Annotated in this window: 13 protein-coding genes; 7 read left to right on the top strand and 6 right to left on the bottom strand. The window is 67.1% G+C overall.

Annotated features, from left to right (window positions below; translation table 11 throughout):
- Positions 1-95: 95 nt before the first annotated feature.
- The gene (locus tag WBV89_RS11245) at positions 96-1,052 is read left to right on the top strand and encodes a hydroxymethylglutaryl-CoA lyase (protein ID WP_423981442.1); all 957 of its coding nucleotides are present in this window, start codon (positions 96-98) and stop codon (positions 1,050-1,052) included.
- 13 nt (positions 1,053-1,065) lie between these two features.
- On the opposite strand, the gene WBV89_RS11250 is transcribed toward WBV89_RS11245, so the two are convergent.
- The 3 genes from WBV89_RS11250 to WBV89_RS11260 all read right to left on the bottom strand — a co-directional run bounded on the left by WBV89_RS11250 (position 1,066) and on the right by WBV89_RS11260 (position 3,848).
- Entirely contained in the window at positions 1,066-1,509 is a 444-nt protein-coding gene (locus WBV89_RS11250; protein WP_423981443.1) for a hypothetical protein, read from the bottom strand.
- A gap of 57 nt (positions 1,510-1,566) precedes the next feature.
- Positions 1,567-2,610 (bottom strand): tRNA 2-thiouridine(34) synthase MnmA, encoded by a 1,044-nt coding sequence (gene mnmA / locus WBV89_RS11255; RefSeq protein WP_423981444.1) that lies wholly within the window; start codon positions 2,608-2,610, stop codon positions 1,567-1,569.
- A 62-nt stretch (positions 2,611-2,672) separates the two neighbouring features.
- Positions 2,673-3,848: a cysteine desulfurase family protein gene (locus tag WBV89_RS11260; RefSeq protein WP_423981445.1), complete on the bottom strand. Its 1,176-nt coding sequence runs from the start codon at positions 3,846-3,848 to the stop codon at positions 2,673-2,675.
- A gap of 191 nt (positions 3,849-4,039) precedes the next feature.
- On the opposite strand from WBV89_RS11260, the gene WBV89_RS11265 reads away from it, so the two are divergent.
- From WBV89_RS11265 to WBV89_RS11275, 3 genes are all read left to right on the top strand, one after another.
- Positions 4,040-4,774 (top strand): class I SAM-dependent methyltransferase, encoded by a 735-nt coding sequence (locus WBV89_RS11265; RefSeq protein WP_423981446.1) that lies wholly within the window; start codon positions 4,040-4,042, stop codon positions 4,772-4,774.
- A gap of 80 nt (positions 4,775-4,854) precedes the next feature.
- A complete protein-coding gene (locus tag WBV89_RS11270) occupies positions 4,855-6,798 on the top strand; it encodes a 1-deoxy-D-xylulose-5-phosphate synthase (protein ID WP_423981447.1) in 1,944 nt (647 codons plus the stop codon).
- A 291-nt stretch (positions 6,799-7,089) separates the two neighbouring features.
- A complete protein-coding gene (locus WBV89_RS11275) occupies positions 7,090-8,568 on the top strand; it encodes a SulP family inorganic anion transporter (protein WP_423981473.1) in 1,479 nt (492 codons plus the stop codon).
- A gap of 39 nt (positions 8,569-8,607) precedes the next feature.
- Here WBV89_RS11275 and WBV89_RS11280 read toward each other — a convergent pair whose 3' ends face one another.
- The gene (locus WBV89_RS11280; RefSeq protein WP_423981448.1) at positions 8,608-10,485 is read right to left on the bottom strand and encodes a potassium transporter Kup; all 1,878 of its coding nucleotides are present in this window, start codon (positions 10,483-10,485) and stop codon (positions 8,608-8,610) included.
- 267 nt (positions 10,486-10,752) lie between these two features.
- Here WBV89_RS11280 and WBV89_RS11285 point away from each other — a divergent pair, with 267 nt between their 5' ends.
- Positions 10,753-12,093 (top strand): ClC family H(+)/Cl(-) exchange transporter, encoded by a 1,341-nt coding sequence (locus WBV89_RS11285; RefSeq protein WP_423981449.1) that lies wholly within the window; start codon positions 10,753-10,755, stop codon positions 12,091-12,093.
- 42 nt (positions 12,094-12,135) lie between these two features.
- Here the strand turns inward: WBV89_RS11285 and WBV89_RS11290 are convergent, their stop codons facing one another.
- Complete coding sequence (locus WBV89_RS11290; RefSeq protein ID WP_423981450.1) at positions 12,136-13,035, bottom strand: thioesterase family protein; 900 nt, start codon at positions 13,033-13,035, stop codon at positions 12,136-12,138.
- A gap of 221 nt (positions 13,036-13,256) precedes the next feature.
- On the opposite strand from WBV89_RS11290, the gene WBV89_RS11295 reads away from it, so the two are divergent.
- Both WBV89_RS11295 and WBV89_RS11300 read left to right on the top strand, forming a co-directional pair.
- Positions 13,257-15,551 (top strand): xanthine dehydrogenase family protein molybdopterin-binding subunit, encoded by a 2,295-nt coding sequence (locus WBV89_RS11295; protein WP_423981451.1) that lies wholly within the window; start codon positions 13,257-13,259, stop codon positions 15,549-15,551.
- A 45-nt stretch (positions 15,552-15,596) separates the two neighbouring features.
- Positions 15,597-16,151 carry an HD domain-containing protein gene (locus tag WBV89_RS11300; RefSeq protein WP_423981452.1) on the top strand — a complete coding sequence of 185 codons (555 nt, stop codon included), beginning with the start codon at positions 15,597-15,599 and terminating at the stop codon, positions 16,149-16,151.
- A 13-nt stretch (positions 16,152-16,164) separates the two neighbouring features.
- On the opposite strand, the gene WBV89_RS11305 is transcribed toward WBV89_RS11300, so the two are convergent.
- Positions 16,165-16,833, bottom strand: a complete 669-nt coding sequence (locus WBV89_RS11305) for a pyridoxamine 5'-phosphate oxidase family protein (protein ID WP_423981453.1) — start codon at positions 16,831-16,833, stop codon at positions 16,165-16,167.
- Positions 16,834-16,891 lie beyond the last annotated feature (58 nt).

Consider the following 16,891-nt stretch of genomic DNA (forward strand, 5'->3'; position numbering starts at 1 on the left):
TCTCGATCACCCTGAGATCGTCCAATGCCTGCACCACAGCTCCTCGTCAGCTTCTGAAGTCGAATGATCGACGGTCACATGAGAGGATGCCACCCATGAACGAAGATTCGATCGGAGCGCCATCGACAGGGCGGGTCGACATCGTCGAGGTGTCGGCACGCGACGGTCTGCAGTCCGAGTCGGTCATCGTCTCGACCGACGACAAGGTCGAGCTCATCCGCCGCGCGGCAGCGGCCGGTCTTCGTCGGATCGAAGCGGTGAGCTTCGTCAACCCGAAGAGGGTTCCGCAGATGGCCGACTCGGCGGAGGTGATGGCCGCGCTCGCACGTCCGGGCACGCTCCCCGACCGTGACGCGTTGTCCATCGTCGGCCTCGTACTCAACTCCCGCGGCCTTCAACAGGCGATCGACACCGGTGTCGACGAGATCAACGTCGTGGTGGTCGCCTCCGACACCTTCGCCGAGCGCAACCAGGGCAAGCCGACGGCGGGGCTGGTCGACGTCTGGCACGAGATCGGCGCGGCAGCGCGCGCGGCCGGGCTGCGGTCCACGGTCACGATCGCCGCCTCGTTCGGATGCCCGTTCGAGGGCGAGGTCCCACCCGAGCGGCTCGCCGAGGTGGTCGACTCACTGATGCCGACGCCACCCGACGAGATCGCACTCGCCGACTCGATCGGCGTCGCCGTCCCGACCGACGTCCGTGAACGTCTTGCAATCGTCCGAGATGTCCTCGGCGGACCGATCGAACCTCGCCTCCGGTGCCACTTCCACAACACGCGCAATACCGGACTCGCCAATGCGGCCGCCGCAGTCGAGGCCGGTGTCAGCGTGCTCGATTCGTCCCTCGGAGGGATCGGCGGCTGTCCGTTCGCACCGAACGCCACGGGCAACATTCCGACCGAGGACCTCGTGTACCTGCTCGAGCGCATGGGCTACGCCACCGGGGTCGACATCGACCAGATGTGCACGATCGTCCCGTGGCTCGAGACGGTCGTCGAACACCCCGCTCCGGGGCTGCTGTCGAAGGCCGGCATGTTCCCGGCCGCATCGTGAAGCCCGGCTGCGTTCAGGACTCGAACGCCACAGCCCGGAACTGACGGGCACCGGTGTCGAGCACCCAGTCGTGACCGAACGCGGCGACGGGCCGTGCACATCGGGCGACCACGCGTAACGGACGGCTCGCCGGACTCAGTTCCGAGATCAACCGGAGCTCGCAGCCGACGTCACGATCGACCATCGTGAGCTCTGCCCACCCGGTGATGTCACCGTCGATCTGCACGCGAACGACGTCGTGATCGACGACGTCGACGAGGGCGACGGTGAATCGAAGCGAGTACGGGAGTGGTGGCTTGACGACGCACCGCCACAGATCTCCCTCGACGAATCCGGTCCCCTCGAACTCACGCAACCACGGCCACCACTCCGGATACCGATCGACGCGGATGAGGGCCCCCCACAACGTTGCCCGATCGACGTCGAAACGGAATCGACGATCTGAGCGGATGTCCACACCACACGATCTCACGACGCATGCCTCGACGCGATGCAGTGGGTCAGACCGACGCCGTCACGCGCAGATGCCTCCGCCGAGCACGCGGCGATCGGTCTCGTCGTAGAACACGACGCTCTGACCGGGCGCGACCCGGCGCTGGGGAGCGTTCCACGCGACGTGCGCCGTGCGCCCGTCGATCACGACGCGTCCGTGCTGCGTGGCCCCGTGGGCGCTGCACTGGACGCGCACGTCTCCGGCAACCGGCTCAGCCACCCAGCTCAGGTCGGTCACGTCGAGGCCCGGTCTGAGCAGATCGGCATCGTCGCCGACCGTCACCACCTGGTTCGCGACATCGACATCGACGACGTACCGCTTCGGCCCGCCGCCCGGCAGACCGAGCCCCTTGCGTTGACCGACGGTGACCATCTCGACCGACTCGACATTGCCGACCGTGGCGCCCGCCATGTCGACGACCGTCGCCTCACGGAACGGGATGCGGTCGCCGAGAAAGGTCTCGCGCCCGTCGGACTTGGTGATGAAACACACGTCCTGGCTGTCGGGCTTGTCGGCCGTGCGCAGGTCGATCTCGGCGGCCCGTGCCCGGACTTCGGACTTGTCCATCCCACCGACGGGGAACATCGTGCGGGCGAGTTGACCCTGGTCGAGCATGTGCACGACGTAGCTCTGATCCTTCTTGGTGTCGTGGCCGCGCTCGAGGGTGAGTGTCCCGTCCGCGAGGTGCCCGATCGCTGCGTGGTGGCCGGTGGCGACCGCGTCGAAACCGAGCAGGTCGGCGCGTTCGGCGAGGCGGGCGAACTTGACGGACCGGTTGCATTCGATACAGGGGTTGGGGGTGATGCCGTCGACGTGCGCCTGCACGTATGGCTCGACGACGTGCTCGTCGAAGTCGTCGCCGAAGTTGAACACGAGGTGGTCGATGTCGAGTTGCTGGGCGACACGCCGGGCATCGTCGACATCGGACACCGAACAGCAGCCGGTGTCGGAGTCTCCGCCCCACAACTTCATGGTGACGCCGACGACCTCGTGGCCCGCCTCCTTGAGCAGGAGCGCGGCAACCGAGGAGTCGACCCCTCCACTCATCGCGCACATCACTTTCACGCCGTCCAGGCTACGGGCATCTCCGCCCGTCATCGGGTGTCAGGCACCAGATGTCCACGCACCTACGAGGCTGCGCCGACTCCGCTGTGGGAGCGCAGACGAGTGACGGCGTTCACGATCGCCTCGCTGCCGCTGTCGACGTCGGCTTCGGTCGTCGAGTGGCCGAGGGTGAGGCGGAGCGCTCCGAGGGCGACTGCGCGATCGACGCCCATCGCCGCGAGGACGTGCGACGGCTCCATCGCCCCACTCGCGCATGCGGAGGCGGCCGACGCGCAGACACCCGCCTCGTCGAGGAGGAACAGCAACGACTCCGACTCGACGCCGCCGACGCACACGTGCGCCGAACCAGCCGCCTTTGCCTGCTCGTCACGCGGAATCGTTTCGACCACGTCGTCGAGGCGCCCGACGAGCCCGTCGACGAGACGGTCGCGCAGGATCGTCAGTCGTTCGTTCTCGGCAGTGCGCTCGGTGTCGGTCAGCCGGAGCGCGGTCGCTGCGGCGACGATGCCGCCGACGTTGTGGGTTCCACTTCGTCGTTCCCGTTCCTGGCCGCCGCCGATGATCAGTGGATCGACGCGGGGCCCGCCCCGTTCGACGAGGATGCCGACCCCCTTCGGCCCACCGAACTTGTGGGCGCTCAACGACACCAGATCGACGTGCGGCGAGATCGTCCGGAGATCGACCCAGCTCGGGGCCTGGACGGCGTCGGTGTGCAGGAGAGCGTCCGGCGCGTGGCGGCGTACGACAGCGCTGACCGCGGCGATGTCGGTGATCGTGCCGACCTCGTTGTTGACCGCCATCACGCTGACGATCCCGACGGTGCGGCCTTCGTCGCGATGTGCATCGAGCACATCGGCCAGGGCATCGAGATCGATCCGGGCGAACCGATCGACCGGGACGACCGTCCCATCGTGCGATTCGACGACGTGCAGCACCGCGTGATGCTCGGCGGCCGAGCACACGGACACTCCCCCGGTTCGCTTGACAGCCCCGGTGATCGCCGTGTTGTCACTCTCGGTGCCACACCCCGTGAACACGACCTCGTTCGGGTGCACACCGATCACCTCGGCGACCTCGTCACGCGCCTCGTCGATCGCACGGCGCGCGCGTCGGGCGAAACGATGCGATCCCGATGGATTCGCGTACACCTCGGCGAGATACGGCATCATCGCCTCGACCGCCTCGGGGCGCATCGGCGTCGACGCAGCGTTGTCGAGATAGATGATCCGGTCGTCCATCCCGACAGGCTACGCACCGGTCCAATGCCGGAGTGCGGGGGGATCCCGGCACCGGGCCACCGCGGCGACGGCGAATCAAGGTCGCACTGTTCGGAACATCACCGTTTCGTCGTCGGAACCGGTCGACCCTCCGCCGCCCGCCCGATCCCGGCTCGATCGAGCGGACCGGACGCATCGCTAGCCTTGCGCCGATGCGCGGCTACGACTCGGCGAGCTACGGCGACGGGTTCGCCGATGTCTACGACGAGTGGTACGCCGAGGTGACCGACGTCGAGGGGACCGTCCGCACGATGGTCGAGCTCGCCGGATCCGGTGGGCGCATCCTCGAACTCGGAGTCGGGACCGGACGACTCGCCGCGCCGATGGCTGCGGCCGGACTGCAGGTCGTCGGAGTCGACTCGAGCGCAGCGATGCTCACCCACATCGCCTCGAAGCCGGGCGGTGAACGAGTCACGACGATCCTCGGCGACATGGTCGAGGACCTGCCCGACGGGCCCTTCGACGCGTGCCTCGTTGCATACAACACGTTGTTCAACCTGCTCGACGCCGACGCGCAGCGACGCTGCTTCCACGCGGTCGCCGCACGCCTTCGACCCGGCGGCCGGTTCGTGGTCGAAGCGATCGTGCCCGACCCGTCGGCACCGGCCGGAGGCGACGTCAGCGTCCGCTCGCTCGCCGCGGATCGGGTCGTGCTGTCCGTGTCCGACCACCGCCCGGACGATCAGCGGACCTCCGGCCAATTCGTCGAACTCACCGAGTCAGGTGGGGTACGGCTCCGACCGTGGGCGATCCGCTGGGCCCCTCCCGAGGAACTCGACGCGATGGCCCTCGACGCCGGACTCGAACTGGTCGGACGCTGCGCTGACATGGCCGGAACGGCCTACGACAGCGACGCCGATCGGCACGTGTCGATCTACCGGATCTGACCCCGTTCCACCAACGCTGGAGCCATGCCGACGGGCTGCGCGAATCGGCCGGTTCGGTGCTCGGATAGCGTGGCCTTCTCATGTACGTCGAGAACATCCGAGAACCAGCCGATCTGAGGGATCTCGACTACGAGCAGCTGCGTGACCTGGCGGGCGAGATCCGTGACTTCATCGTCTCGGCCGTTTCCGAGGTCGGCGGGCATCTCGGCTCCAACCTCGGCGCCGTCGAACTGACCCTCGCGCTCCACCGCGTGTTCGAATCACCGACGGACGCGATCCTGTGGGACACGGGCCACCAGGCGTACGTCCACAAGATCGTCACCGGTCGCCAGGCCGGTTTCGAGACGCTCCGCCAGGCCGGTGGACTCTCGGGCTATCCGAGCCGTGAAGAGTCGCCCCACGACCTGATCGAGAACAGCCACGCGTCGACGGTGCTCTCGTACGCGGACGGGCTTGCGTCGGCACGCGACCTCGGCACGAACCCGCAACGCCACATCGTGGCCGTCGTCGGAGACGGCGCGATGACGGGCGGGATGTCCTACGAAGCGTTGAACAACATGGGCCACCACAACCGTGGTGTGATCGTCGTCCTCAACGACAACGGTCGTTCGTACGCGCCGACGATCTCGAACCTGTCCGCCAACTCGCAGGGCGTCGACGTCCAGGCGAACCATCCGTCGATCCCCGATCGGGTCACGGGTCGTCTGTCCGAGGCCCTCACCGACATCCGCCAGAACCCCGTCTACGTGAAGCGGCAGCGGCGGCTCGAGGAGTTCCTGCAGGGTCTGCCGCTGGTCGGCAACCAGGCGGGTTCGGCGATGGACGCGTTCAAGGCAGGCGTCCGCGAGTTCCTCCAGCCGCCATCGTTCTTCGAGGCATTGGGCTCGCGCTACATCGGCCCGTTCGACGGGCACGACATCGAGCAGATGGAGCACGCATTCCACAATGCGATCGAGTTGTCCGCCGAGGGGCCGATCGTCGTGCACGTGCTCACTCAGAAGGGCCGGGGCTATTCGCCCGCGGAGGACGACGACGAGAAGAACCTGCACGACGCACCGGTCTTCGACCCCTTGGTCGGCCCTCCGAAAGCGGTGACGACCGGCTACACGCAGGCCTTCGCCGATGCCGTCATCAAGGAAGCCGAGAGCGATTCACGCCTCGTCGCGATCACCGCGGCGATGCCCGGGCCGACCGGGCTGATCCCGTTCCAATCGCGCTTCCCCGACCGCTTCTTCGACGTCGGAATCGCCGAACAACACGCCGTGACCAGTGCGGCCGGAATGGCGATGGGAGGTCTGCGACCGGTCGTCGCCATCTACTCCACGTTCCTCAACCGAGCGTGGGACCAGGTCGTCTACGACGTCGCGATGCACCGCCTCCCGGTGATCTTCTGCCTCGATCGGGCCGGCGTGACCGGACCCGATGGTTCCAGCCACCACGGCGTCTACGACATGGCGCTGTTGTCGAAAGTCCCCGGAATGCGGGTGCTCGTCCCGTCGAGCGCACAGGAACTCGCGCAGATGTTGCACGACGCCACGGCGCTCGCCGACTCGGGTCCCGTGGTCATCCGCTACCCACGCGGAGCCGCGCGACAGGTCAGCGAGCACGAGGTCGGCGTCGGACTGCACGCCCGCAAGGTGCGCTCCTCCTCGGATCCCGCTTCAGCGGTGTGCGTCGTCGGCATCGGCAAGATGGTCGAGATCGCCGAGAAGGCCGCCGCCGCGCTGGCCGATCAGGGAACCGACGTGACGGTCTGGGACGCCCGTTCGTGTGCCCCGCTCGATCCGGACATGGTCGCCGACGCTGCGTCCCATCGACATGTCGTCACGATCGAGGACGGCATCCGTGACGGCGGAATCGGCATGGCGCTCGCCACCGAGGTCTGCGAGATCGACGGCTCGGTTCCGGTCACGCCGCTCGGTTTGCCGACGAAGTTCCTCCCCCACGACCCGAAGTCGAGCAACATCCACGCCCGATACGGCCTCGACGTCGACGGCCTCGTCGCCACGATCCGCAACACCTGACCGCGCCACCTCGGTACCCGCACATTGGTGCCTGGCACCGATGTGCGTCGTCACGTGACGTGCGTGACAATCCGCGGAACCCTACGTCCCTGGGCGTAGCGTGCATCCGCTGCCCGACTTGACGGCAGAGGCGCCCCTGTGACTGGCGCTGCGATGCGTGGCCCACCCGGGTCCGGAACGTCCGAGACCCAGAATGGTGGAAGCCCCATGTCAGTGACCGAAACCGTGGTACCCGAGCGCGCCGACGACCGATTAAGCGACGCGAAGGTCACCAACTTCCGCTCGGCGTGGATGTCGAACCCGAAGGCGGACCTGCTGTCCGGTCTCGTGGTAGCGCTGGCGCTGATCCCCGAGGCGATCTCCTTCTCGATCATCGCCGGCGTCGACCCGAAGGTCGGGCTATACGCCTCGTTCTCGATCGCCATCATCATCTCGATGACCGGCGGCCGGATGGGCATGATCTCTGCCGCGACCGGAGCGATGGCCCTCGTCGTCGTCCCGCTCGTCGCCGACTACGGGATCGGCTACCTGTTCGCCGCGACGATCCTCGCCGGTGCGCTCCAGATCGCGCTCGGAGCACTCGGCGTCGGGGCACTGATGCGGTTCATCCCGCGCACCGTCATGCTCGGCTTCGTCAACGCCTTGGCGATCTTGATCTTCATGGCGCAGATCCCGCACATCTTCCTGACCGATGAGTCGAGCTTCGTGCGTGAGAACGAACTCACTCTGAACATCGCATTCATCCTGATCGGCCTCGCCATCATCTACGGCCTGCCCCGGATCCCGGGCAAGCTCTCCAAGGCGATCCCCTCGCCCCTGGTCGCGATCGTCGTGCTCGCCGGCGCTGCGATCTCGATGGGCTGGACGCTGCCGACCGTCGGCGACATGGGCGAACTGCCCGACTCGCTCCCCTTCTTCGCCCTCCCCGACATCCCCTTCACGTTCGAGACGCTGAAGATCATCCTCCCCTTCTCGATCACCCTCGCCTTCGTCGGCCTGCTCGAATCGCTCCTGACCGCACAGCTGCTCGACGACATGACCGACTCCGATTCCGACAAGAACCTCGAGTCACGGGGTCAGGGCATCGCCAACATCGCCACCGGCTTCCTCGGCGGAATGGCCGGCTGCGCCATGATCGGCCAGTCGATGATCAACTATCGCTCCGGCGGTCGCACCCGCCTCTCGACACTGTCGTCCGGCGTCTTCCTGCTGGTCCTGATCCTGGTGCTCGGTGGGATCGTTGCCCAGATCCCGATGGCGGCGCTCGTCGCCGTGATGATCATGGTCGCGATCGGCACCTTCAACTGGAAGAGCGTCGCCCCGGAGACACTCAAGTCGATGCCGCGGACCGAGACCGCGGTGATGGTCACCACCGTGCTGATCGTGGTGTTCACGCACAACCTCGCCTATGGCGTGGCCGCGGGCGTGCTGCTCTCCGCGATCTTCTTCGTGCGTCACGTGTCCCACCTCGTCAACGTCAGCAGCGTCCTGGACCCCGACAACCACGAGCGGATCTACGCCGTCACCGGCCAGCTGTTCTTCGCGTCGACGAATGACCTCGTCCACTCGTTCGACTACGACGCCGTCAAGGTCAAGCGTGTCGAGATCGACCTCACCGACGCTCGCGTCTGGGACACCAGCGCGATCGTCGCCCTCGACGCAGTCGTCGCCAAGTTCGCCGAGCGCGACATCGAGGCCGTGATCATCGGGCTCAACCGCCACGCCGCCGACCTCCACGACCGCACGTCCGGCAAGGTCAGCTCCCACTGACCACATGCGCGTCGGTGCCTGGCTCCACGCGCATTTTCGTTACAGCTCGACCTGGGCGCCGATTTCGACGACCTGGTCGGCAGGCAGGTGGTAGAAGCGGGCTGCGCTTGCGGCGCCGCGGTGCAAGAGGACGAAGAGTTGCTCCCGGATCGGGTTCATCCCCGGTCGGTTCCCCGCCTTCACCGACTCCCGACCGAGGAAGTAGGTCACCTCGTCGACGTCGAAGTCGAAGTGCGGGATCTCGAGCGACCGCAGGACGTGCGGCACGTCCGGCTCGTCGAGATATCCGAACGTGATCCGAACCTTGACCACCCCATCGGCGAGATTGATGTGATGGGCGCGCTTGCGGTGACCAACGCGCGGTGCGTCGGCGACCTCGACCGACACGAGCATGACGCGTTTGTGGAGCACGCGATGGTGGCGGACGTTCGCGGCGAGCGCAGGGGGAGCGTTGCCATGGTCGCGGTAAAGGTAGACGGCAGTCCCCTCCACGCGTTGGAGCGTGTTCGAATCGACGTCCGCCAACACGGCGTCGAGCGACCGGAACGAGGCCCGGAGACGATCGTTGACCAGGCTCCGTCCACGTCGCCACGTGGTCATCTGGACGACCAGCACGAACCCGACCAGGAGCGGCAGCCAACCGCCGGCGGGAATCTTGGGGATGTTCGCCGAGAGGAACGCGAGGTCGACGATCAGGAACGGGATCAACACCATCAGCGCCCTCGCCGTCGACCAGCCCCACCGGTCGCGCACGACCCGGTAGAAGATCAGTGTCGTGATCAGCATCGTCGTCGTCACCGCGATGCCGTACGCCGCCGCCAGGTTGCTCGAGGTCTGGAAGAACAGGATCAACGCGATGCAGCCGATCATGAGCAGCCAGTTCACCAACGGCACGTAGACCTGGCCGACGTGTTGGGGCGACGTGTGGCGGATCGCGAGTCGGGGGAAGTAGTCGAGCTGCACGGCCTGCGCAGTCAACGAGAACGCTCCCGAGATCAACGCCTGTGACGCGATCACGGTGGCACACGTCGCCAGCACGGCGAGCGGTGCCACCCCCCACGACGGCGCCATGTCGTAGAACGGGTTGCCGACCGTGCCGTTTCCGTTCCCGAGGAGTGCGGCCTGGCCGAAGTAGATCGCGAGCAGACACGGCAGGACCAGCCCGTACCACGACCACGTGATGGGGACCCGACCGAAATGGCCCATGTCCGCATACAGCGCCTCGGCGCCGGTCACCACGAGGAAGATCGATCCGAGAGCGAGGAATGCGCTCAGCGGATGGTCGACGAACAGTTCGAACGCGTACGACGGCGCGGCCGCACGGAGTACATCCGGATGCTGGATGATCTGGTGCGCTCCGAGCACACCGAGGACACCGAACCACGCCACCATCACCGGGCTGAAGACCCGCGCGATCCCCGCAGTCCCCCGATGTTGGACGGCGAAGAGCACCACGAGAATCGCGATCGAGACCGGGATCACGAAGTCCGAGAATGCCGTCGTCGCCACCTCGAACCCCTCCACCGCCGACAGCACCGAGATCGCCGGCGTGATCAATCCGTCGCCGTAGAGCAGAGCCGTGCCGAAGACACCCAACGTGACGATTGCGGCCGTCATCTTCGACGGCGGGGCCCCTTTGGCCGGCATCACGAGCGCGGTCAGCGCCAGAATTCCTCCCTCGCCGTGGTTGTCGGCGCGCATCACGAGCATCAGGTACTTCAGGGAGATCACGATCAGCAGCGCCCAGAAGACGACCGACGCGACGCCGTAGGACGTCTGCCGCGTCACGTCGAGACCCGACACCTCGAACGACTCGCGGAAAGCGTAGATCGGGCTCGTTCCGATGTCGCCGAACACGATGCCCAGTGTTCCGAAGGCCAACGCGAGGCGGGCCCTCGACGACTGCTCTGTCTGCACGCACGCAAACTACGGCGTCGGGATGCGTCGGCACTTCATAGGGACGACGCCGCTCTGCTGCGCGGCGGGGCGGGGCGAATGCCGGGCGATCGCTGCCGGCCGTTCGCACCGACCGGTCGGGCCACCGAAGTACCGTGGCTACCAGATCCATCGGTCGCGGGGCGAGCCGAGTGCTGCTCCTTCGAGACGACGGGGCGGTTCCATGTTTGCGCCACCTCCTCGGCTGACGACCGCGACGACAACGACACACCAACACCGAACGAGGCCATGACCGATTCGGACAAGACGCCCGTTGAGGAGTCCGACGATGTCGCAGGCGGGCGCGTGCGCCTCATCCGGATCACCATGGTCGCGGCTGCGTGCGGAGTGTTGATCGGAGGTGTCGGGGGGCTCTTTCGGCTGCTGCTGCGGGAGGCCGATGGCGCTCGCAGTTCGGCGGTCGAATCGGCCAAGGAGTGGCCGATCGCCGGCTGGGTCGTCCCGGTCGTCCTCGTTGCCACCGGTGCAGCGATTGCTCGGTACATCGTGCGTCTCGTGCCGACGGCAGCGGGAAGCGGAGTTCAGGCCGTCGAGGAACGGTGGCGTGCCGACACGCTCTCGCCGCACTGGACGCTGCTTCCGGCCAAGTTCGTCGGGGGTCTACTCGCCATCGGATCGGGCCTCGCGCTGGGTCGCGAAGGGCCGACGGTGCACATGGGCGCGGTGATCGCCAGCGTGGGCGCACGGCGGTTGAAGCTCGATCGGGAGGATGAGCGAACGCTCCAGGCGGCGCTCGGTGGAGCCGGCCTCGGCGTGGCGTTCAACGCCCCGCTGGGAGGCGCGTTCTTCGTGTTCGAGGAGGTCGCCCGGACGTTTCGGATCCGTCTGACCGTGGTCACCCTGGTCGGGTGCACGGTCGCGGTCACGGTCTCGCGCACCATCGTCGGGGATCATCCCGACTTTCTCGTCGACGCCGTTCTGACCCCGCCCGGGTGGCTGATCTTCTTCTTCGCAGTCTTCGGACTCGCGACGGGCGCGCTCGGTGTCGTGTACAACCGGCTGGTCATCGGAGGTCTCGGAGTCGTCGACCGCTTCTCCCGGGTTCCCCCGGAGGCGTGTGCCGCAGTCATCGGCGGGATCGTGGGGCTCGCGTTGTGGTTCGACCCGTTGCTCGCCGGTGGAGGCGACCTCCTCGCCCAGCAGGTTCTCGGTGGGGGCATCGCTTTCGCGAGTCTCACCGGATACCTCGTCGTCCGGTTTCTGATCGGCCCACTGTCGTACGCGGCAGGCACACCGGGTGGGCTGTTCGCTCCGCTGCTCGTCGTGGGAGCCGTGTGGGGTGCACTCGTGCACGGCGTGTTCGATCCGGTCATCGGCGACCTCGGGGGCGATCCGACCGCGCTCGCCATCGTGGGCATGGCGACGTTCTTCGCCGCGGTGGTGCGGGCTCCGTTGACCGGAGTCGTGTTGATCACCGAGATGACCGCCACGACGAACCTGCTGGTGCCGATGTTGGTGTCGTGTGTCGCCGCAGAGTTCATGGCGACCTGGTTGCGCGGGGCGCCGATCTACGACACGCTCCGCGCCCGGCTCGAACGGAGCGCAGACGCCACCGATCCACCCTCGTGACCCGCGCCGTGGTGATGGCGCCGACGTCGGAGCGCGGTCGAGTCAGGGTTGCACCAGCCGCAGCTGTGAGGCCGAGCCGAGGTGCGCTCCATCGGGAGCCCACGCATCGAGTCGTTCGTCGACCCATCCGTCGTCGGAGACCTGTGAGTGGGCATGGAGGAGCATCCACGGCGACCGCGCCGTCGCGAGAGCGGGCTGCGGGCGGACGGTGAGCTCGACGGTCGGGATCGCGACGAAGTCGGTCATCGTCGCCGTGGCGGACGGCGCGAGCGCGTCGAGTAGGACGATCAGGCGGCCGAGGTCGATCGGCGTGTCGTCGTCGCGCATCCTGATCCAGGCCTCCAACGTGGGCGCTGATCCGCCGGCGAACGGACGAGCGGCGATGGTCGGCCGGATCTCGATGAACCGTCCGAACGGGACGAACTCGGGTGGAAGCGCGAACTCGTCGCATCCGTGGGGCGGGGCGACGGTCGGCACGGTCGGCCCGAATGCCTGCGACGGGTGGACCGACGGTGCGAGCGTGGCGTCCACGGTGATCGCCGATCGGCCCCGACTCAGGACCGACGTCGTCGCCGACTGCACGGTTCTCCCCCGTCGCCACTCGGGAATCGCCACGGTGACATCGGAACGGATCGATCGGCGGAATGCTGCGTGGACGCTCCTGACCTGCGACGGAGGTGTCGACTTGCCGGATGCGGCATCGGATGCGGAGATCGCCGAGACGGTCATCGCAAGCGCGATTCCACCGTGCAGTCCTCCGAACCCGTGGAGCTGTTCGGGCACTGCGACCACCGCACCGAGCGGTGACGACATCGCATCCTGCGGCGAGTGGATCTCGTTCGTCGTGGCCGGGTCGACCGCGCAGGAGCCGGATCGACCGGCCCGCTCGATCGTCCCGATCGAACCATCCGGTTCACCGACGATCGTCTCGAACTCTGACATCTGTGTTCCTCCAGCTCGGGTCGGGCCGGACGCTCCTCTGGGAACGTCACGATCACTTTCGTCATGCAAGTTACTTACCGTGACGCCGGATCCCAAGCTCGACCGGTGAGATCCGCGCCCCGCGGCCTGAAACCCGACAGGCTGCGGCACTCCAGCGCCGACCCGACTACGTTTGCGCGAACGGGCCGAACGGCTCGTCTCGCGACACACAAGGGGTACACGTGGCTGGTGGCAGCATTCTGGGCACTCGGGTCCAGCGCAAGGAAGATCCGAAGTTCCTGACGACCGGCGGGGTCTACGCGGACGACGTCGACGATCCGCGTCTAGCCGGAGCCGCCCAGGTGGCCTACGTACGCTCGACGGTCGCCCACGGAACCATCGAGTCGATCGACATCGACACCGCGGTCGGGATGCCCGGCGTCCTCGCCGTCCACACCGCCGAATCCCTCGGGCTCGAACCGGTCGCTTCACCGTTCAACCCGGCATCTGCCCGCACGCTGCTGGCCAGCGACAAGGTTCGCCACGTCGGTGAACCGGTCGCCGTCGTCGTCGCCGAAACCCTCCAGCAGGCAACCGACGCCGCCGAGATGGTGTTCGTCGACTACGAGTTCCTGCCCGCGCTCATCGACGTCGAGGAGGCCCTCGCCTCCGAGACGCTGATCTACGAGGCCGCCGGGAGCAACGCCGTGTTCGACACGACCGCGCTCGGTCTTCCCGAGAACTCGTCGGCCGAGGAGTTCTTCGCCGACTGCGAGGTCACGGTCACCGGTCGGTTCCTGAACCAGCGCGTCGCCCCGTGCCCACTCGAAGTGCGCGCCTCGGCCGCTGCGTGGGTCGATGGTCGACTCGTGCAGTGGATCTCGACGCAGGCTGCGCAGGGCGCCAAGGACGCGTTCACCGCAGCCAACGGCGGCGACGGTGACGCGATCCACCTGATCACCCCCGACGTCGGTGGCGGATTCGGCGCGAAGATCGACTCCTACGCCGAGGAGTTGCTGCTCGGATCGCTGGCCAAGGATCTCGGACGCCCGGTCCGCTGGCGTGAGACCCGCAGTGAGTCGATGATGAACCTCGGCCACGGTCGAGCACAGCTCCAGTACGTCACGATGGGCGGCACCCGCGACGGCAAGGTCACCCACTACCAGCTGCATGCCATCCAGGACGCCGGCGCGTTCGTCGGCATGGGCACGATCCTCGCCCCGTTCATGACCCGTCCGATGGCATCGGGTGTGTACGACATCCCGAACATGGAGGTCCGCACGACCTCGGTGGTCACGAACACGACACCGACGACCGCCTACCGCGGTGCCGGCCGGCCCGAGGCCACCGCTGCGATCGAGCGGGCCATGGACCTGTTCGCACTCGAGATCGGCAAGGACGCCGCCGAGGTCCGCCGCCAGAACCTGATCCCCAAGTTCCTCGAACCGCACACCACGGCCGTCGGCCAGGTGTACGACGTCGGCGACTTCGAGACCGCACTCGACAAGGCGCTCGACACGGCGGGCTACGCCGAACTGCGCGCTGAGCAGAAGGCGCGTCGCGAATCCGGCGCCGACAAGCAACTCGGAATCGGCGTCAGCGTGTACGTCGAGATCACCGGTGGCGTCGATCCGAAACAGGAAGCCGCGAAGATCGAGGTCAACGACGACGGCACCGCGACCGTCTACACGGGTACCTCCCCGCACGGGCAGGGTCACGAGACGGCGTGGGCGATGCTCGCGCACGACGAAACCGGCATCCCGATGGACAAGATCTCGCTGATCTGGGGCGACACCGACCTCGTCCCGAGCGGCGGTGGGACGATGGGCTCGCGTTCGCTCCAGCAGGGTGGCGCAGCAGTGCACCAGGGTGCGATCGAACTGGTCGAGAAGGCCAAGAAGCTCGCCGCCCAGCTCCTCGAAGCCGACGAGGCCGACATCGTCCTCGACAAGGACAACGGCGCCTTCCACGTGGCCGGCACACCCGCCGTCGCCAAGGCGTGGGCCGAGCTCGCGGTCGCATCACGCGCCCAGGGCGAGGAACTCACGATCGACACGCTGTTCACGACCGACATGGCGACGTTCCCGTTCGGGTCGCACGTCTCGGTCGTCGAGGTCGACACCGTCACCGGGCAGGTCAAGCATCTCCGCCAGGTCGCCTGTGACGACGCCGGTCGGGTGATCAACCCGCTGCTGCTCGACGGGCAGATCCACGGCGGCATCGCCCAGGGAACGGCCCAGGCGTTGATCGAAGAGGTCCGATTCGACGACGACGGCAACCCGATCACGTCGAACCTCGCCGACTACGGAATGATCTCGGCCACCGAGCTTCCGAGCTTCGAGGTCGTCCACATGGAGACCCCGACGTTCGTCAACCCGCTCGGGGCGAAGGGCATCGGCGAATCCGGCACCATCGGCTCCACCCCGGCGGTCCAGTCGGCCGTGTGCGACGCGTTGAGCCACCTCGGCGTGACCCACATCGACATGCCCGCCACCAGCGAACGCGTCTGGCAAGCAATTCAAGCGGCCCAGCAGTGAGTGACGTATCAACTGGGGTCTGACCCCAGTTGATACGGTTGCACGATGACCGACACTGTGCACCGAGCCACGTTCACGACCTTCGAGGAGTCGACGGCCGAGGACTGGGCGACGATCATCCCGCAGCTCGAGGTCACCCAGTCGTTCGTCGCGGACCGCGTGCTCGGCCTGCTGCGGGACCTCGAGGCCGATCATGGCGGCTTCCCCGTCGATCGCCTGGAGCACAGCCTCCAGACCGCGACCCGCGCCGAGAAAGCGGGCAAGGACGACGAGTACGTGTTCTGCGCGTTGATCCACGACATCGGCGACACGCTCAGCCCGTACAACCATCCCGACATCGCCGCCGGGATCATCAAACCGTTCGTCTCCGAGGCGAACCACTTCATGGTCAAGCACCACGGCGAGTTCCAGGGCTACTACTTCTGGGACTACATCGGACTCGACGGACAGGCTCGCGAGCAGTACCGCGACAGCCCGCACTTCGACCGCACCGCCGAGTTCACCGGCGAGTTCGACCAGACCGCGTTCGACGCGAACTACACGAGCAACCCACTCGAGCACTACGAGCCGCTGGTCCGCCAGATCCTCCGCGGAGCCTGAAACCCCTCGGGATTCAGCTGGTGCCGTCGGCGAGGCGGCGGGCGTATTCCTCGACGTCGATCTCACCACCGTCGGCTGCGGCGCGTCCCTGCTCCGACTCGGGCAGGAACGGCTGGATCAGATCGATCCGCTTCCACGCCGGGATCGGCTGTGACCCATCGGCGTCCGGAACGTAGTCCGACGCGCGGACCCGGGTGTGGGGGTGGATGTACCGGGCGCAGTTGACGAACGTGTTGTCGACGCGGGCGCGCACGATCAGCTCGGCACCGGGGAACCGCTCCATCGCGGCGTCGTCGCGATGTACCGTCGCTGTCGCGTGGAGTCGGAGGCGGTTCGGCGTCTCGAAGTCGATGAACAGCAGCCCGATCTTGGCCCCTGCGCCGTCGTGCGTCTCGATGTTGCCCATCGACAGGTACATCCCGTTGCCGTCGTAGCTCGGGAACACGATCGTGTGCTCGTCCTCGACCTGGACGACGCCGGTCGGCCCGCCCTTGTACGACACGGTCGGCCAGCCGTCGGCCCCGACGCTCGACAGGAAGAAGAAGTCGCGCGACTCGATGAACTCCTTGCGATCATCGTCGATGCCGTCGGCGATGATCGTCATCTGGTGGGCATCGGCGAGGCGCCGCGTGTCGAACTCGTCCTGGAGCCCGCGCTGGGCGGGGCCGTAGATCTCGTGCATCGGGTCATCCTCGCATGCCGACGAACAGCGGATTCGGAATCCGCTGTGGGATGTGCCG

The organism is Ilumatobacter sp. (genome assembly GCF_049588435.1).
GTDB lineage: Bacteria > Actinomycetota > Acidimicrobiia > Acidimicrobiales > Ilumatobacteraceae > Ilumatobacter_A.

What these genes read in the sequence shown, in the direction of transcription:
- WBV89_RS11300 (WP_423981452.1), top strand. Translation starts at nt 15,597, where the DNA reads ATGACCGACACTGTGCACCGAGCCACGTTCACGACCTTCGAGGAGTCG.
- WBV89_RS11305 (WP_423981453.1), bottom strand. Translation starts at nt 16,833, where the DNA reads ATGCACGAGATCTACGGCCCCGCCCAGCGCGGGCTCCAGGACGAGTTC.
- WBV89_RS11260 (WP_423981445.1), bottom strand. Translation starts at nt 3,848, where the DNA reads ATGGACGACCGGATCATCTATCTCGACAACGCTGCGTCGACGCCGATG.
- WBV89_RS11275 (WP_423981473.1), top strand. Translation starts at nt 7,090, where the DNA reads ATGTCGAACCCGAAGGCGGACCTGCTGTCCGGTCTCGTGGTAGCGCTG.
- WBV89_RS11285 (WP_423981449.1), top strand. Translation starts at nt 10,753, where the DNA reads ATGACCGATTCGGACAAGACGCCCGTTGAGGAGTCCGACGATGTCGCA.
- WBV89_RS11270 (WP_423981447.1), top strand. Translation starts at nt 4,855, where the DNA reads ATGTACGTCGAGAACATCCGAGAACCAGCCGATCTGAGGGATCTCGAC.
- WBV89_RS11290 (WP_423981450.1), bottom strand. Translation starts at nt 13,035, where the DNA reads ATGTCAGAGTTCGAGACGATCGTCGGTGAACCGGATGGTTCGATCGGG.
- WBV89_RS11265 (WP_423981446.1), top strand. Translation starts at nt 4,040, where the DNA reads ATGCGCGGCTACGACTCGGCGAGCTACGGCGACGGGTTCGCCGATGTC.
- WBV89_RS11245 (WP_423981442.1), top strand. Translation starts at nt 96, where the DNA reads ATGAACGAAGATTCGATCGGAGCGCCATCGACAGGGCGGGTCGACATC.